The sequence below is a fragment of the Hymenobacter terrigena genome, from assembly GCF_054776515.1.
Genome location: NZ_BAAHBU010000007.1, coordinates 1 through 14,507 on the forward strand (window position 1 = coordinate 1; position 14,507 = coordinate 14,507).

At 53.1% G+C, this 14,507-nt stretch carries 12 protein-coding genes; 1 reads left to right on the plus strand and 11 read right to left on the minus strand.

The features are described from left to right. Nucleotides 1–87 (plus strand): integrase core domain-containing protein (locus tag ACYU7Q_RS21575; protein WP_460608722.1); only part of this gene is annotated, 87 nt, incomplete at its 5' end. Between the two features lie 1,011 nt (nucleotides 88–1,098). On the opposite strand, the gene ACYU7Q_RS21580 is transcribed toward ACYU7Q_RS21575, so the two are convergent. The 11 genes from ACYU7Q_RS21580 to ACYU7Q_RS21630 all read right to left on the minus strand — a co-directional run bounded on the left by ACYU7Q_RS21580 (nucleotide 1,099) and on the right by ACYU7Q_RS21630 (nucleotide 14,489). Further along, on the minus strand, nucleotides 1,099–2,088 hold the full coding sequence (locus ACYU7Q_RS21580) for a hypothetical protein (protein ID WP_460611530.1): 990 nt from the start codon (nucleotides 2,086–2,088) through the stop codon (nucleotides 1,099–1,101). Continuing rightward, complete coding sequence (locus ACYU7Q_RS21585; protein ID WP_460611531.1) at nucleotides 2,085–5,438, minus strand: hypothetical protein; 3,354 nt, start codon at nucleotides 5,436–5,438, stop codon at nucleotides 2,085–2,087. Before ACYU7Q_RS21585 ends, ACYU7Q_RS21580 begins: the two co-directional genes overlap by 4 nt. Nucleotides 5,439–5,496: 58 nt before the next feature. Then, complete coding sequence (locus ACYU7Q_RS21590) at nucleotides 5,497–6,174, minus strand: hypothetical protein (protein ID WP_460611532.1); 678 nt, start codon at nucleotides 6,172–6,174, stop codon at nucleotides 5,497–5,499. Continuing rightward, the gene (locus tag ACYU7Q_RS21595; RefSeq protein WP_460611533.1) at nucleotides 6,138–7,484 is read right to left on the minus strand and encodes a hypothetical protein; all 1,347 of its coding nucleotides are present in this window, start codon (nucleotides 7,482–7,484) and stop codon (nucleotides 6,138–6,140) included. The genes ACYU7Q_RS21590 and ACYU7Q_RS21595 overlap by 37 nt, the downstream gene beginning before the upstream one ends. A gap of 126 nt (nucleotides 7,485–7,610) precedes the next feature. Next, on the minus strand, nucleotides 7,611–8,081 hold the full coding sequence (locus ACYU7Q_RS21600; RefSeq protein ID WP_460611534.1) for a GIY-YIG nuclease family protein: 471 nt from the start codon (nucleotides 8,079–8,081) through the stop codon (nucleotides 7,611–7,613). Next, nucleotides 8,081–9,985, minus strand: coding sequence for an AAA family ATPase (locus ACYU7Q_RS21605; protein ID WP_460611535.1), 1,905 nt, complete (start codon nucleotides 9,983–9,985; stop codon nucleotides 8,081–8,083). The genes ACYU7Q_RS21600 and ACYU7Q_RS21605 overlap by 1 nt, the downstream gene beginning before the upstream one ends. Next, the gene (locus tag ACYU7Q_RS21610) at nucleotides 9,957–10,265 is read right to left on the minus strand and encodes a hypothetical protein (protein ID WP_460611536.1); all 309 of its coding nucleotides are present in this window, start codon (nucleotides 10,263–10,265) and stop codon (nucleotides 9,957–9,959) included. The genes ACYU7Q_RS21605 and ACYU7Q_RS21610 overlap by 29 nt, the downstream gene beginning before the upstream one ends. Nucleotides 10,266–10,378: 113 nt before the next feature. After that, entirely contained in the window at nucleotides 10,379–10,786 is a 408-nt protein-coding gene (locus tag ACYU7Q_RS21615; protein ID WP_460611537.1) for a HEAT repeat domain-containing protein, read from the minus strand. A gap of 277 nt (nucleotides 10,787–11,063) precedes the next feature. Next, nucleotides 11,064–11,687, minus strand: a complete 624-nt coding sequence (locus tag ACYU7Q_RS21620) for a putative quinol monooxygenase (protein ID WP_460611538.1) — start codon at nucleotides 11,685–11,687, stop codon at nucleotides 11,064–11,066. A gap of 74 nt (nucleotides 11,688–11,761) precedes the next feature. Next, nucleotides 11,762–12,388 carry a TMEM175 family protein gene (locus tag ACYU7Q_RS21625; protein ID WP_460611539.1) on the minus strand — a complete coding sequence of 209 codons (627 nt, stop codon included), beginning with the start codon at nucleotides 12,386–12,388 and terminating at the stop codon, nucleotides 11,762–11,764. Between the two features lie 577 nt (nucleotides 12,389–12,965). Then, nucleotides 12,966–14,489, minus strand: coding sequence for a glycoside hydrolase family 32 protein (locus ACYU7Q_RS21630; protein ID WP_460611540.1), 1,524 nt, complete (start codon nucleotides 14,487–14,489; stop codon nucleotides 12,966–12,968). Nucleotides 14,490–14,507 lie beyond the last annotated feature (18 nt).

Sequence of the window (14,507 nt, forward strand, 5' to 3'; positions counted from 1 at the left end):
GACGAGTGGATGCTCGACTACAACACCCAACGGCCGCACCAGGCCTTGAATTTTATGACCCCCATCGAATTTAAACAAGCTGCTTAACCTCTGCTTACTACTGGCTTACCGAATGGGGAAGCGTACAGTCGAGGTGCCAGCTGACTACGCGCCGCGAGTAGGTATCGCGTCAAGTGGCCAGATAACACCAGCGCCCGCCGATGAGGGACAAGTACGTGGTGTCACCGGCCCACACCTGATTAGGCGCGGCGGGCGCGGGCTGGCCGAGGAGCAGGTTTTGGCCACGACTGCCGCTGGGTCGGCCACGGTGGTACGCGGGCGTTGCGGATGAGTACTCAGCGCTCGCAAGCCGCAGCGACGCAGCCAGGTACGCAGGGTATGGTGCCCGACAGCGTGCCCCTCAACGCGCCATTCTGCCCGCAGGCGTCGGGTGTCATAGCGCTGGGCATGGCGCGAAAAGGCGGCGGTGGCCGTAGGCTCCCAAACGGGCGTTGGGCGCGCTGCCCGGCTCTGACACTGATAATAGCCCGCGGCACCGACCTGTAGCACGCGGCAGAGCACCTGCACAGGCTCGGTGGCCGCAATCTGCTCGATGAACTGGTAACGGCTCACGATGGAGGCGGTTGGGAGAGTCTGCGCATGAAGCAGGCATTAATCACGACTTTTTTTAAAATGTCGCGCTCCTGTTCCACGCGTTTGAGTTCGGCGCGCAAGCGCTTAATCTCATCTCGTTCTGTGCTGCTGGGTACGGCCTCGGCTAACGCCTGGCGCTGCCAGCGGCCGAGCAAGGCGGGTGACAGGCCCTGGTCGCGGACCACGTCTGTTGCCGGTCCCCAGCGGCCACTTAGCGCACGCATGCGGCTTTGAAGGCCGGCGTATATTTCTTGCAGGTCAGCGGTGAGCCGCTTGGAAGTGTTTTATTGGGCATGAGCGGTAGAAGGTAAGACTTGCCACTTTCTGTTGTTACCTGACCACCTCAGTTTAGTTTTTCAGTCATGAATAGCGGAAGTTAAGACTTCTCGCTGTCCGTTTCCAATAGACCACCTCAACCTGATAATTATTACTAATGCTACAGTATGTAATGGTGTAATAAAGATTTTAAGTAATTTGACCGTTGGCTAATAGTCCATTGGATGCTAGTAATTCTGGTAGTTTGCTACTCTCTTCCTCAATCCAATTGTCTGTAGTAATAAGCTCTTCGATAAGTTTACGCTGTTCCGCCGAGAAAACCTGCGCCGCTGGTGCTCGGCTTTCTATCTTATTTGTCCAGAAGTCACTTTTCCATTTGCTGGCATGTTGTGGCGAATTAGTATGTTTTCGGGGGGCGTTGACTACTGGCGTAAGTAAAGTGATACGCTGATTACGAGCAGCGTACAGTGCCCAAATTCGACGAAATATCATTAAGCCGTCGTAGTCCCAGTCGCAGGCATAATAAAATTCCGGATTTGGGTCTGGGGAGTGGAAAAGCGGCTTCAAATTATTGCCGCCTGTGAACCAGAGACTTGTTTGCAATGCCCGCGCTACGTGAGGTTGCAGTAAGTAGTCCTCATTTTCACACAATAAGATACGCCGAGCGTTAGGGCAGCCGCTTACTGTTAAGGCTCTATCTCGAATATCGTTAAGCTCAGGATAATCAAGTTGGTTGGTAACTTTTAAGTAAGCTGCATTTAGTGTTTTGCTTTGTTTTAAGACTTTGGCCCCACCAAAGAAATTACTGCCTGCTTGTCGTTGCGTAAAGCCACCTTTCACTACTACATCCACTTGGTCTACTACTTGTTCTAAGTTATAGATGTCTAGCAAGGTGAGTGGGGAATTTGGCTCATCAAGCTCAAAGAGCGACAAAAAGCCATAAGCCCAGTCATACACTACCTGGATATGCTGGTCATATTCTTGGTCAAAGCCTGGACGTTTAACCTTAATATTTGTAGTAGACGGTTTATAATCTATGAATCCCTGCTTGAATAGGAAGTCAAAATAAGGGCCTTTAAGGCTGGCTTGCGTTTCTCCCTCATGGCGTAACTTATGTAAAGCTCGTAAATGCCGCCACGTGAATTCTGAGGTCAGGAATAGAGGATTGATATGAGTCATGGCTGAGTGAATAGGTCCACAGGTGAAGCGTAAAAATCATCCTCGTTAATCGGTTCAGCCTTAGTACCTCGGAGCATCATGGGCGTAAGGTTAAGCTTTGCTTTGGGTTGGCCAGCGCCCAGCACGTAAATACGGTGGTAGGCTACAGTTGCTGGGTCGGCGTCCAAGACGGGTTCAATAGCTAGTGAAACCACCTGATAGCCTTGTTGTGCGGCTAGCTTCAGCAAATTATTATAATTGCTGCCTAGGCCTGCGGCTTCGTCAATAGGCATAAACCGTATGCCTGGACGCCGCTTATGTAGTCGTCCATCGCGGCCAATAAGCGAGAGCCGAGCTATGTTGAGCAATGCGGCGGCCATAAACGTTTGACCAGTGCTACCGTGGTTGATTTGGCCTTCAGCTTCCATGTGGTAAGTGAGACGCAAATACGATTTAGGGTCGAGCAGCTCCTCTGCGATAGCCTGCTGGTTTTTACCCCCTTTTTCAATGTAGGCGGCACGCATGAGTTTAAGCAACGTTTCAGACTGGCGTAGCCCATCAAGGGCACCAACTTCGCCTCGGGCTTTAGCACGGAGCATATCCTGAAAATGGTGTAACCATTCCAGCGGGTATTCTGACGCCAGCGAGACGCGTAGTTTGGCACTAAAGCCACCAGCAATACCAGCTTCACCTCGTCGAAAATAGCTTTCTAATTCCTGTATCTCGTTTCGATAAGCAGTTACTGTTGTACGCACTCTGTTCAATACTTCGCCTAGGCGATTTAATTTATGCTCAGTTAGTTGGTTGCTCTGTGCGCTGATTTCTTCCAAGTAGACCAGCAATTCGTGGAGTGCTTCTTCTGGTTGGTCGAGGTATGTTTTAACAGCATCCGGCACAGCCCGTTGAATAAGAGCTGCAGGTTCGCCGGGGGTAAGGCGAGTGCCGTTGCTGCCTAATGGCGTGGCTAATACCCGAAAGCAAGTCTCATACTCTTGCTCTGCTTTTCGAGCGGCTACTTCATTGGGCTCGGGCAGAATATTATCGTTTTTTTCGAATTGAGGCAATTGGCCTGTTAGTTTTTGAAAACGTTGCTCAGCATCAGCAACTTCTTTCTGGCTCTTAATGAGTGCTTCTTTTGCTCTTTCAATGTCGTTGAAGCCCGCGCTGCATTTTTCCTTATAGGTGGCACAACTCCCGATAAGTTTGTCCTGCTCTACTTCCGCCATGGGTATTTCTATACCTTCTACAACATGAGCTTGGTAGAATGTAAAATCCAAATGATTTTCGTTCAGCCACTGGATTAACTCATCATGTGAAGTCTGCTGCAGCTCTGTGGATTCTTTAACTTGTTTATCTAATTCCTCTCGTAGGCCAGCTTGCAAGATTTGGTCACATTTCGCTAATTCCTTCTGAATTTCTGTAACGGCGTGCTCACAATTAGCAAGTTGCTCAACAGCCGCGTTGTGGTTGTGCTGGGCGGTCTGCCAGTCGTGTTCAAGCTGCGAACGGTCAGCATAGTGTTGCAGCATTTCGTGCAACTTGCTCTCTTCAGGCAGCATGTTAGCTGCGTCGACGGCTGCGGTAGCAGCAAGTTCCTCGCGGCGAGCGTAAAGCCGTAAACCAGTTAGCCAGTCACCATAGGCTTCCAGTGCTTCTTGTAATTGCTGCTCAACTTGTACTTGTCCTCGTAATTCCTCTACTGTTTGCTCCGCTGCTGCGGCACGTTGAGCAAGCAAAGCTGTAATACGCTCCTTATCACTGTTGAAAAAAATACAATGTTCAGCTTTCAGGCGAAGTATCCATTCTCCAACACCTCGTAAATCGAGCCAAAACCCCGACTCATTGCTACCTAGCAACTCCGGTAGAGGTAAGGCCAGCAAAGCCGCCGGGTCGGCTAAGTACCGTTGATTGGGTGCTGCTGTACGAGTTCGCAGTTTGGGTAAGCTGCTGAAGTGAGCCAATATACTTTCTTGCTCCCGGCTCAAGGCCACACTCTGCGTCAATGCCCAACGCGCCAGTGAATCTTCGTCGTTTAAGTCATTGAACTGTTGGAGTTGCTCGGCAGCGACTAGGCGGTTATGCATATCGCTTAAGTAAGTGCGATAGTCGCCAATAGGTGAATTGTTGGCCCATACTGATGCCCTAAGTGCCTCGTTTAGTTGTTGTTTATCGAGGTACTGAAGGAACTCATCTAATTGCCGCCTCTCGACCCGGCGCCGCTCTTGCTGCCGTTGGCTCTGCAGTAGGTCGGTTGGGGTCGGTCCCATAGGGCTTGTAAGCCATTGTTCTACTTGCTTGGCATCGGTGCGTTTCGCTTCTATGTGTTGTACTAGTCCTTTTTGTGCTTCTTCAGCCTTTTTAGCCTCCTCAACGTCATGGCTAAGCTGAGGAAGACGTCTGGTTAACTCAGGCTTGCGAAGAGTTGCTTGCGCGTGCGCCTGTTGCGTCTGGTAGGCAGTATCGGTTTTACGTCGAAGCACTTCAGCTTGCAAGCAGAAATAGGATAAATGATGCTGTTGGCTGGTAAGCTGTTGTGTTGACAACTCTTGTTGAGTTTTACTCAGTTGATAATGGCAATAACGCACCTGCTTTGTGGCAAAATGCTGCGCCTTCCCACGCAGGTCAAGCAATTCGCGAAAGTCGGTAACCTTATTTTTGGTGTCCTCAATTAGCTTATGCTGAACGTGTTGTTCGCGTCCATCTCGTTCAAATTCCTCCAGCAGCTTCTGATAGTCGGTCCATATGGATTCCTTGGCCTCCTTACCAAATAGAAAATCTATATAGTCGATGGTGCCTTTCTCCAACTCGCCACTCCGGGCAAATGAACGGATGATTTTAGCGTAGTTTTTTAGCAGGTCTTCGCTGCTACCTACATCTAGAGGCAGGATATGCTGCTGGTACAACAGCTGATGGTAACGCCGGTAGTTGTTAGGGAACATCTGGGTGCTGACGCCCTGTGGGTGGTGGCGCAAACGGTCGGCCCAAGTCTTGAAGGGCTTTATTTGCCCGTCGAGCAGGAAATCACGGAAACCCAGCGGCTGGCTGAAGCGGATAAGCTCAGTTTCATGGTAACCTGCGTGCACAACAAATGGATAGGCCGCACCAGACGCTTCGAGGTAGCAGCCTATACCCACATACTGACCGTGGGCAGTTTCAACGTTGGCATAAGCGTAAGCCAACCCTTCGGCTACCAGGCCGGGTAGCTTGCGCGGTTGCTGGCTACGCGTGGCCGATTCATACACACCAGGGCCGGTAAAAAGTAATTGCAACAAATCGGCTACAATACTTTTGCCAACGCCGCTGTCGCCGGCGAAGCTGGTGCAGTGGGGGTGCAACACATAGTCGCAATCGCCGTGGTAGATAATGCCCACAGTCGATAGACTATAGAGGCGGGGGTATTGGAAGGCTAGTTGCATAAGTAGCGTAAGGCTAAGCAGCCGGCGACGTCGATGGGGTTTGGTAGCGGGTGGCTAAGGTCTTAATTTCTACCTCGTACATTTCCCGAATACGGTCAAGGGCTGGCATTACCTCAAGACGCCCGTCTGGGTGCTCATACAGCCAGCCTAAGCGTTTATATTCTTTAAAGCAGCGTTTTAGCCAGCCAATTACTTTCTTCTTATCGGGCGCTATTTCGACGTCGCCTTTAACGTGGGCCAGGTGCCAGAATAATCCTTCGCGGTATGGCTCGTACTCATCTTGCAACTGCTGCAGTAAGTCGTCGGCCGATGCAAAATCGGTTATCTGATAGTCAATTATGCTAACCTTACACAGCAGCAAAGCCACGATAACGTACTCAGGTCCAAATTCTCGGCGAAACTTCAGGGGTTGCTGAGCTCCGGCTCCTAGCAGCGGTGCTAAAAAATAGTACGGCTCGTTCAGGCTGCCTTCCTTTACCAACTGCCAGCTATATACGGTGCTGAAATGGTAATTCAGCAGTGTATAATGCTGTCGTAGATAGCGTACTAATGTAGACTGCTCGGGATGTGCTGCTTGTAAATGAGTACCACTGCGTAAGGTCAGCTCAAGTGTGCCGAAGTGAGTTAGTGTATCGGGGTGCTGCCAAAAGGCGCTCAGCTCTTCGGGGCTGGGCGAATACGAAGTTTCCATAGCGTGAGGGTGTAGGCGGGAATAGTCAAATGTTCTTCCGCAGTAGGGTCAGGATGTAGCGTCCAGCCGCGACGTGGGGCCACATGCCGCCGTAATTGGGCCAGTAGTCGGGCTAGTATTGCGAAGGCTTGAGGCCCCTCGGTTTGCCCGATTCGGTGAGCCAATTCGATAAACGGGAAGCCTTCCGCCGCATGAGCTTCTACTGCCTGCGTAAGCTCATTAAGCCAGTAGGTTATTCGCTGTTGCACATCCCATTGTGCCTGGGTTTGGCGGCCAAAGGCCGCTTCGGCTTCAGGTTGGGGTAGGCGCGAGCGAGCTGGCACTGGTTGTGGCGGTAGCGCCCGCTCGGTGCGGCCACCTAGCAAGCAATAGCTCTGAGTCGGCGGCCCAGGCGATTTTGGTTGCAGCCCCGCCGGCCAAGTGCCCGGTGGTAGGTCAGGGTGTAAAAAAGCATCGAGTAAGCGCTCAGAATTGCGGTCGAACTGCAGTTTACGCAGGTTGCCGAATAAATCGCGTATGCGCGGCTGTACCAGACTGAGACGGCGCTCGAGGCTACGCAGGCGCTGATGCGTGTGTTCCAGAAAGTCGCGAGCTTGGCCTACGCCGGCCCGAAGTTGCGCTTCAATCTCTGCGTCGGACACGCCCTGGCTTTGCCAGCGCCGTTCTAGCTCAGTGTCAAGTTCACTGGCTTGCCCGAAGGCGGCTCGTAACTCAGCCGCTTGTTGGCTTAGCTCGGCTAATGCTTCGCTCACGCGCTTGACCAACAAGTTGAGGGATTCGTCGTCATGGTCAGTACGACGCCGCAGTTTACGTAGCTCGATGCGTAGGTTTTCGGCTAGGGTTTCAACATGTTGCTGAATAACGCCGCGCAGTTCAGGCAGTACCGTTTGCACCCAATGCAGTAAGTCGCCGTCTTCGAGTGTGCGGCGCAATGTGACAAAGGTTTGTGCTACTTGCGCTGGATTTACCTGCTCAGTAAACACCTTCTGCAAACCTTGACACAAGGCCAATCCGAATACCGTGAAGCGGTAGGTATGGGTATCACGGTCGCGTTCCAGTAAGTACTGTTGTAGGTGCCGCCACTGCTGATGTGCCGCCCGCGAACCTAACTCATCGGTTGCCGCAGGCTCATCAGCAGCTACTCTGTGCATAGCTTCGCTCAGGTCATCTTCCGTAAACACCTGCCCGCCGGCGTGAGCCGGCCCGAATTGCTCGTACAGGTATACCAGGGCCAAAATGGCTCGCTGGCCGGGAAAAAGCCGCTTGTAATCTTCGCGAACCTGTTGATACAAATAAACCTTGTCCTGCATAGCACCACAAGGTTAAAACAACTGGCGTAGAAGGACAAGCTTTATTTTGTTTAGTCATTAGAATGGCTTAATTGGAGCTCTTTCTAAGCACTATTGGGCTAGTATATAGCAAGCTGATATAAGGTGCTAGCTCGTCTCGAATGAGTTGAACGGTGTCTGCAATTCTAGCGCCGCGTACACCTCTAGCAGCGCCTGCGTCACGGCATCAGCTACTTTTACCCAGCGCACGGTCATGCCTGACACGGCAAGCTTCTCGGCCACAAACAGCGGCCCGAACACCTCATGCCCCGCCAATGCCGAGCGAGACTTACCCGCTAAGCTAGCTGTGTGCCCGGCCGCCTCAGCCGAGTGCCACGCCCGCAGAAACGCAAACGAGGCGCTGTAATGCGACGATTTGGGGCGGCTGTGCTCGTTCAGGCGCCGGCGCAGGTCGCGGGTGCGGCCCACGTACACGGGCTGGTCGTCGTGGTAGAAGGCGTAGATGCCGGGCGTGTTCTTGAGAATGCGCTGGGCTAGCTCGGCGCGAGCGGCCGGCGGGCAGGCTTTGAGGTCGGCTAGCAGGGCGGGCAGCTGGGCTAGCTGTTCGGTAAAGGTCACTAAGCTGTTAGTCGTAAGGCCGCAAGCAACTCCGACGCTTGCAAAGGGCCATGAAGTTGTTTACGCACAAGTGTCTGAATCTGGCGCAGTGTACTAGGACATTCTTTGGTAAACTTGGCTTCGGAAGGCAGTAATACTACTTCAAAACCACGAGCTTCGTGTTTCTGAAGCCGGCATTTGGGGAAAGAAGCTTTGCGAATGCCACCGGGAAAAACTATTTCTCGCAAGCTCTCATAAAGCCGCACAGTGTAAATGTGTTCAACTCCTATCGCGTCGGTTTCGACAAATTTGACGAATGACCCTTGCGGCTCCTTCACTGCTACTAGCACACTGCTTTTTAATTCGCGTAGTTCAGGGAAGATTCCGAATAGAAGTTGGCGCAATTCTGATTGATATGTTTGCGTACCATAGCTGTCATGAGACATTGAATTTAGTACACTGCTCAATGTCCATTTCAGGTCGCGTAGCTTGCCCATTTCAACGTTATGGTCGTTAAACGTCTGTTGCATTTCCCCTAATAGGTCACCTAAATTTTTGAAGCCAGGGTCCCCGTTTTCTCGCGGTTCCACATAAAGCTGGGCGGGGCTAAGAAACTGCTTCATAACGTGCTCTGCTTCCTTGCGCAAATAATTCGCACACGCTGCGTATTCGCCGTTGTTATAGTGTCGTTGGGCTTGCTCGTAAAAATCAGCGTAATCGGTCAGCAAATGCGGCTCCCGCTCGTGGGGTGGCAGGTCGTCGTTCACCAATAATTCGAAAATGTTCCACTCGTCGGCTTGGCGGGTGGTAGCGTAGTGCCGCACCATCTTGAACAACTCCCGGTCATGAGTGAAGAAAAAGATCTGATAGTTGGTAGTAATGGCGCTTTGCTTGTCGAACAGCCACTCTAGTACGTGTTGCCGATTCACCATGTCTAGGCTGATGAGCAGGTCGTCTAAGCAGAGCAGGCGAAAATTGGCAAGGGAAGGGCGGGTGTCTAGCGCACCTAGACGGAGTGCCAGCGCAATTCTGGTAAGTTGTGCCTCGTTTAAGAAAGCTTGTGGGCGGGGTACCGGCAACCATTCACCTTTTCTGGCTGGGTCGGGTCGTTCTACTAGTAGTGGTAAACGATTGTGGCGAAGGATGCCCCTTTGCAATTCCTCGCGGGTTATGAGTGCTTGGTAAGAGACGCTAATTCTAAATTTTATGGTGTCTTCGTTGCCATCGAAAAAGCGTTGCTTTAAAAATTTGTTGGCTTTTTCGGTAACGCTACTCATGAACACGGCCAGCGTAGAATTGAAGGTATTGAGGCGTTGCTCATAAGCCTGCATTTGCCTAGTGCCAACTTTTACCGTGCGTTGCCCGCCAGGGCCTTTCGGTGGGCCGGCAAATAGCTCTTTCCACACGTCGCCCAGTACTTCCGATCCGGTGCCATCGGGGCTGAAATACGGAAATATGTCGCGCTCAAATACCGGCCACAAGTCAATGCCGTGTCGGTTCGTATTGGCAAAAACGTCTTGCAAAAAGCGGTAGTGAACGAAGTCAGAGGCTAGAAACGCGGCGTACAAGTCCGCGTTTTTATCTTTCTCGGTGGTTGTTCCAGTTGCCTCAATGCGGTCGGTATGCGCGGTTTGTCCCGGTGCACAATACGCCATTTCCACGTAGGCTTCATCCGTTGCAGGAGCAAACACATTGCGCAAACACTCGTTCGTAGCGGGATTGTACTGGTCAGGAAAGGCAAAGTATTTGGCTACTACCGGTGCTGGCTTGGTCGTACTGTGGAGTAACGCGTGCAAAGCCCAGTACACCGACGACTTGCCAGCTCCGTTGTTACCAAAAATCAGCGTGTGCCGCCGCTCAATGGGAAATTCTTGGTAACGAAAACCCTTAAAGTTCTTAAGTGTCAGCTTGGTGATGCGTTGCACAGGTGGGTACAGAAATTAACGTGAAGGATTTACACCGAAAAAATAGCCCCAACCACTCCGGCATTCGCACTGCTGCCAACTTCAGCCGATTGCGCACGATGGATTCGGGCTGCTGCCAGCGGCGGAACAGCCGTAGAATAATGGTCGCCATTCTGGCTGCGCCAGCTTCTTCGGTTTCTACCCAAATGTCTTGCCCCAAAGTTGTCAGAATATCCAACTGGTGCGTGGGCACTCCGAGCCTGGTAGCCCCAGCTGAGCAGCCTTCGATTGGAAGCGGCATGGCAGCAGCACTTTAGCAACTCCTAGGCCCGTAAGGTTGCATCAACCCTTTGCTCCAGCACCATCCGGCCGCCAGCACGCTAACTGGGCGCCATAAACCGGACTCGTATCTATTCATAAACAGGCCTGAAGGAACAGGCCATCATAACGCTGGTTGTTCAATACACTCATTGCCCCCATTTTGACTTCGGCATTGCCGTATAAAAGCAAGTCAAAAAGCGGAACCAACAGATGCGAACAATCCAATGTAGCTAGGGCGTACACTAAGGTCCCGCGATGGTTTTCGTTCTCTTTGTTGAAAATGGCTTGCGACAGGGGCTCAAGGGCTTGGTTGTCCGCCAAGTCATGCAAGACAATGGCGGCGCGGTTCCGCAGCACCACATCCGTGCCAGTCAGGAAGGAGACGAGAAAGGCAAGGACCTCCTCTCTACCCCGGCTGACGAGTTCATCCAGCGCAGGCTCGGCGATGGCCCAATCGGAGGAGACAAAGTTTGCTTTCAGGGAGGCGATATCTACAACCATTTGTTCGCGCTGACATCACCGCAACCGTCCCGGAACGACACTCAAACGTGCCCATTTCGTGAATCTCACAAATCAGCTTGCTCCTATCAGGCTTATCCGTCAACCCCTGAACGGCCACCTGAACGTCCTGGTTTTGAACTTCAATAAAGCGGTGAAACATCCACCTTGGGCGAAAAGAAAATCATCCTCCGGACGAGAAGCAATGAAATCTTCCTCCTCAGCGCCTCGGATGATATCGGCTTTATCGGCCGAAGCAGTCCGGTTGTTGTTAATTTAATCAAGGATTAAAATTCTCTGCCGTAACCTTAAGCAAATCCATATCCGGGAAACTGCCCAGCAGCGAGAGCGCATGTTTGGTTAATTCCTGGGGAATACGGCCCGCGAGGTGTTTTAAACGGGCACCGTTGTCAGGAAAAACATCGAAAATGCCATACTCCCCATTGGGCAGGCGGATGGCAAACCACGCAATGGTCTCTTCTTCTGCCATGGCCAACGGCTGGGCATCTTTTAAAAATTGTACCACCTCCTGCTCGTGGCCCTCTTTCGCCTTAAAGGTGAGCAATAGTCCTTTTGTATTCGGTTCCGCGGGCGGTTGGGAGGGTCGTTTGCTGGCCAGTACCTCGATTTTCTGGATGTGCGGGGAGGTTTCAAATAATTCATCTGCTTTTTGCAGCAAGGCGCTGGCAACCGCCCCGTTAAGATGGGCATTGCGGGATTCTTCCTCAGGGAAGAAATCGACGATGCCGTATTCAGACCGGCCAAAACGAACGGCAAACCAGGCTTTTGTTCCGGCCTCCTGCCGTACTAATGGAAGGGCAGAAGAAAGAAAAGCTTCCACCTCGTCATCTTTGCCATGTTTCGCCTCTAAACGAACGAGCAATCCTTTCGTAGTCATAGTCATGGCTCAATGAATTAACATGATTCTTTAAACTTCGTCTACTAAAGCGCTAGAGATTAACCGGTTTCTATGCTTGTCTATTCCTGCGTTGGGTTTTCCTGTTTCATCCTTTTTTCACTCAGCCGCGGCAAGGCAAAGTAGACGTACAGCAGCACCACGGGCATGATGCTCCACGGGACGCTCCACAGGCAGATGGTTAAGGCGGCCAGGTGCAGCGCAGGGGCAATGGCATATTCTTTGGTCAGCCGACGAAGGAGCCGCTTATCGGTGCCGTCTTCCAAGAGTTCATCCCGGCTAATGGCGTACCACCAGGTACAATTATAGAACAAGGTCATCAACACCAACGTCCCGTGGTAAATCAGGGCGGCCGTGCGTTCGTCGGGTTTGCCGACCTGACGGGCCAAGAGCCCGGTGGTAAAGGATTGCAGGGTAACAAACATCAAAAACAAGATATTCAGGATAAGCAGGTACTGGTCCGTCTGCTTGATGTACCTAAACATGTTGTGGTGGTTGGACCAGGCAATGCAGATGAACAGGAACGACGCCGCGAAGGCCGCATAATGCGGCCAGTGGTTCCCAATCGCCTGCAGCAAGCCCGTTTCCGTTTCGGGCTTGGGCAGTTCGGTCGCCAGCAAGGTTGCCGCGATGGCCAACACCGCGTCGCTGAAATATTCGAGCCGGTCTGTGGGTCGATGGTTGTGCATACGAGCTGTTCACCAGTAAATGCCCTGAAACACCGAAGCCGCCTTTAAGCGTCAACCCTCTTTTCAGCTGTCAGTTATACGCCCCCCTTCCATTATGGGCCACCGGATTACTACGGATATTTGCCAGGATAAACCCGTAATCGTTGCAGCATCGGTTTCCCCTCGTGCCTCGCTCGACAAGCATGCCAGGCGGAAGCAGAAAGCAGAAAGCTGGCGCCTCTGGTAGTCGCCGTCCCGCGGGGGCTGACGCGCCGCTTCGTGCGCCCAGGCACCGGACGGGCGCGGCGTGGGTAAAAAAGCCCGGTAACTGCCGCCACGGAGCCCGACGCTGGCCCCGCCACGGCCCGTTGACGCACCCGTCCGGTCGTCGCCTACGCGCTGGGCGGCCGGCGAACCGCGCGGAAGAGGTCGCACTGCCGGCCGCCCGGCTATCGCTTCGCTCGGGGCTACACGGACTTGTCTTGTCCTGTCCGTTTTTCTGAACAACCCTGCCGCTAAGTCAAAGCCCTGATGGCGTAAACCAGCAGGGCTTTGACTTAGCGGCAGGGTTGTTCAGAAAAACGAGCCATTAATTGGCCTATTTCGGCAAAGCACTGGCTAGTTGACTATAAGCCAGAAGCTGCATCGTTAGTCCCTCGGGGGCTTCCAGCCGGATGGCCGTGAACGGCTTGCTTGGAAAAAATAGCTCCGTAGCCGTGCTTAGGCCGCCATCGCCAAACAGTTCCACGGAAGTAGCATCGAAGTACAGCGTGAGGTCGGCGGCGGGGAGTGTAGCCAGGCGCGGGGTGGTATGTCGCCCGGCAAACCGGGGACTGAACCCCGACGGCCCCGCCTTGCTGCGGTCAATAAAATATTGCTTGGCCTTTGCGTCGTAGCCGATGCGCAATTCCTCGCCCGCCGTATTGCTCAGCACCAGCGCAAAATCGCGCAGTTGCGTCGAGCTCATGGCAAGGGAAAACTTATCGCCTGTGAACTTAAGCCTAGAGGTCAGGTCAAGCGAACCGGCGGAAGCTTTTAGGTTTTTAAGAATGACAGCTGGCTGGGCCAGCTTGGCCAGCTCTTTCACCGGCTGCGAAGTGAGGTAGATTTCCGAACCTACCTGGCGCAGCGCCAATTCGCGGGGCAGCGTAGTAGCGTTGCGCCAAGGCGAAGTGGGCACTTGGTTGGCGTACTCCCAGTTGCTCATCCAGCCCAGGAAAATCTTACGGGTGCCGGTGTTGGCCCACGTCACGCCCGCATAATTGTCCGGGCCGTAGTCGGCCCATTTCGTCTTGTCGTTGAGCGGGGTGAATTTGTGTCCGTCGAAGCTGCCCACGAAATACTGCGTGCCCGAGCCGCCGTTGGGCCCACCGGGGTTCAGATTGACGATGAGCACCCAGTGGGTTTTGCCGTTCAGCGTGAGCGGGAACAGGTCGGGGCATTCCCATACGCCGCCATGCGCGCCCAGCTTCTCGCCAAACTCGCTTTCCTTGGTCCAGTCCTTCAGGTTCGGCGAAGAGAAAAAGGTGATGCGGTCCTTGGTGGCCAGGGTCATTATCCACTTTTTCGCTACCTCGTTCCAGCTCACTTTCGGGTCCCGGAAATCGTGAATGCCGGGGTTTTTCAGCACGGGGTTGCCGGCGTACTTGGTCCAGGTTTTACCGGCATCGAGGCTGTAAGCCAGGCTTTGGTTCTGAAAGGTGTGAGTCCCGGCCTTCTCGCCCTTGGGGTCGTGGTGGGTGAAAATAGCCACCAGCGGCGTCTTGCCATCCTTGCCGAAGCCGGAGGTATTCTTACTATCTACTACGGCACTGCCGCTAAAAATGTAGCCCAGACTGTCGGGAAACAACGCAATGGGCAGTTCTTTCCAACTGACCAAATCGGTGCTGGTGGCGTGGCCCCAGTGCATGGGCCCCCATACGGAAGCTGCCGGGTAGTACTGGTAAAACAGGTGGTACGTGCCTTCGTAGTAGACCATGCCATTCGGGTCGTTCATCCAGTGCGCGGCGGGGCTGAAATGATAACCGGGCCGGTACTGTGGGGTAGCGGGTGGCACGGGGGCCTGCTGCGCGTGGGCGAGCAAACTCGCGCTGCAAAGCAGGGAAAAGAGAAAGCGTTTCATGGTGCGGAAAAGATGATG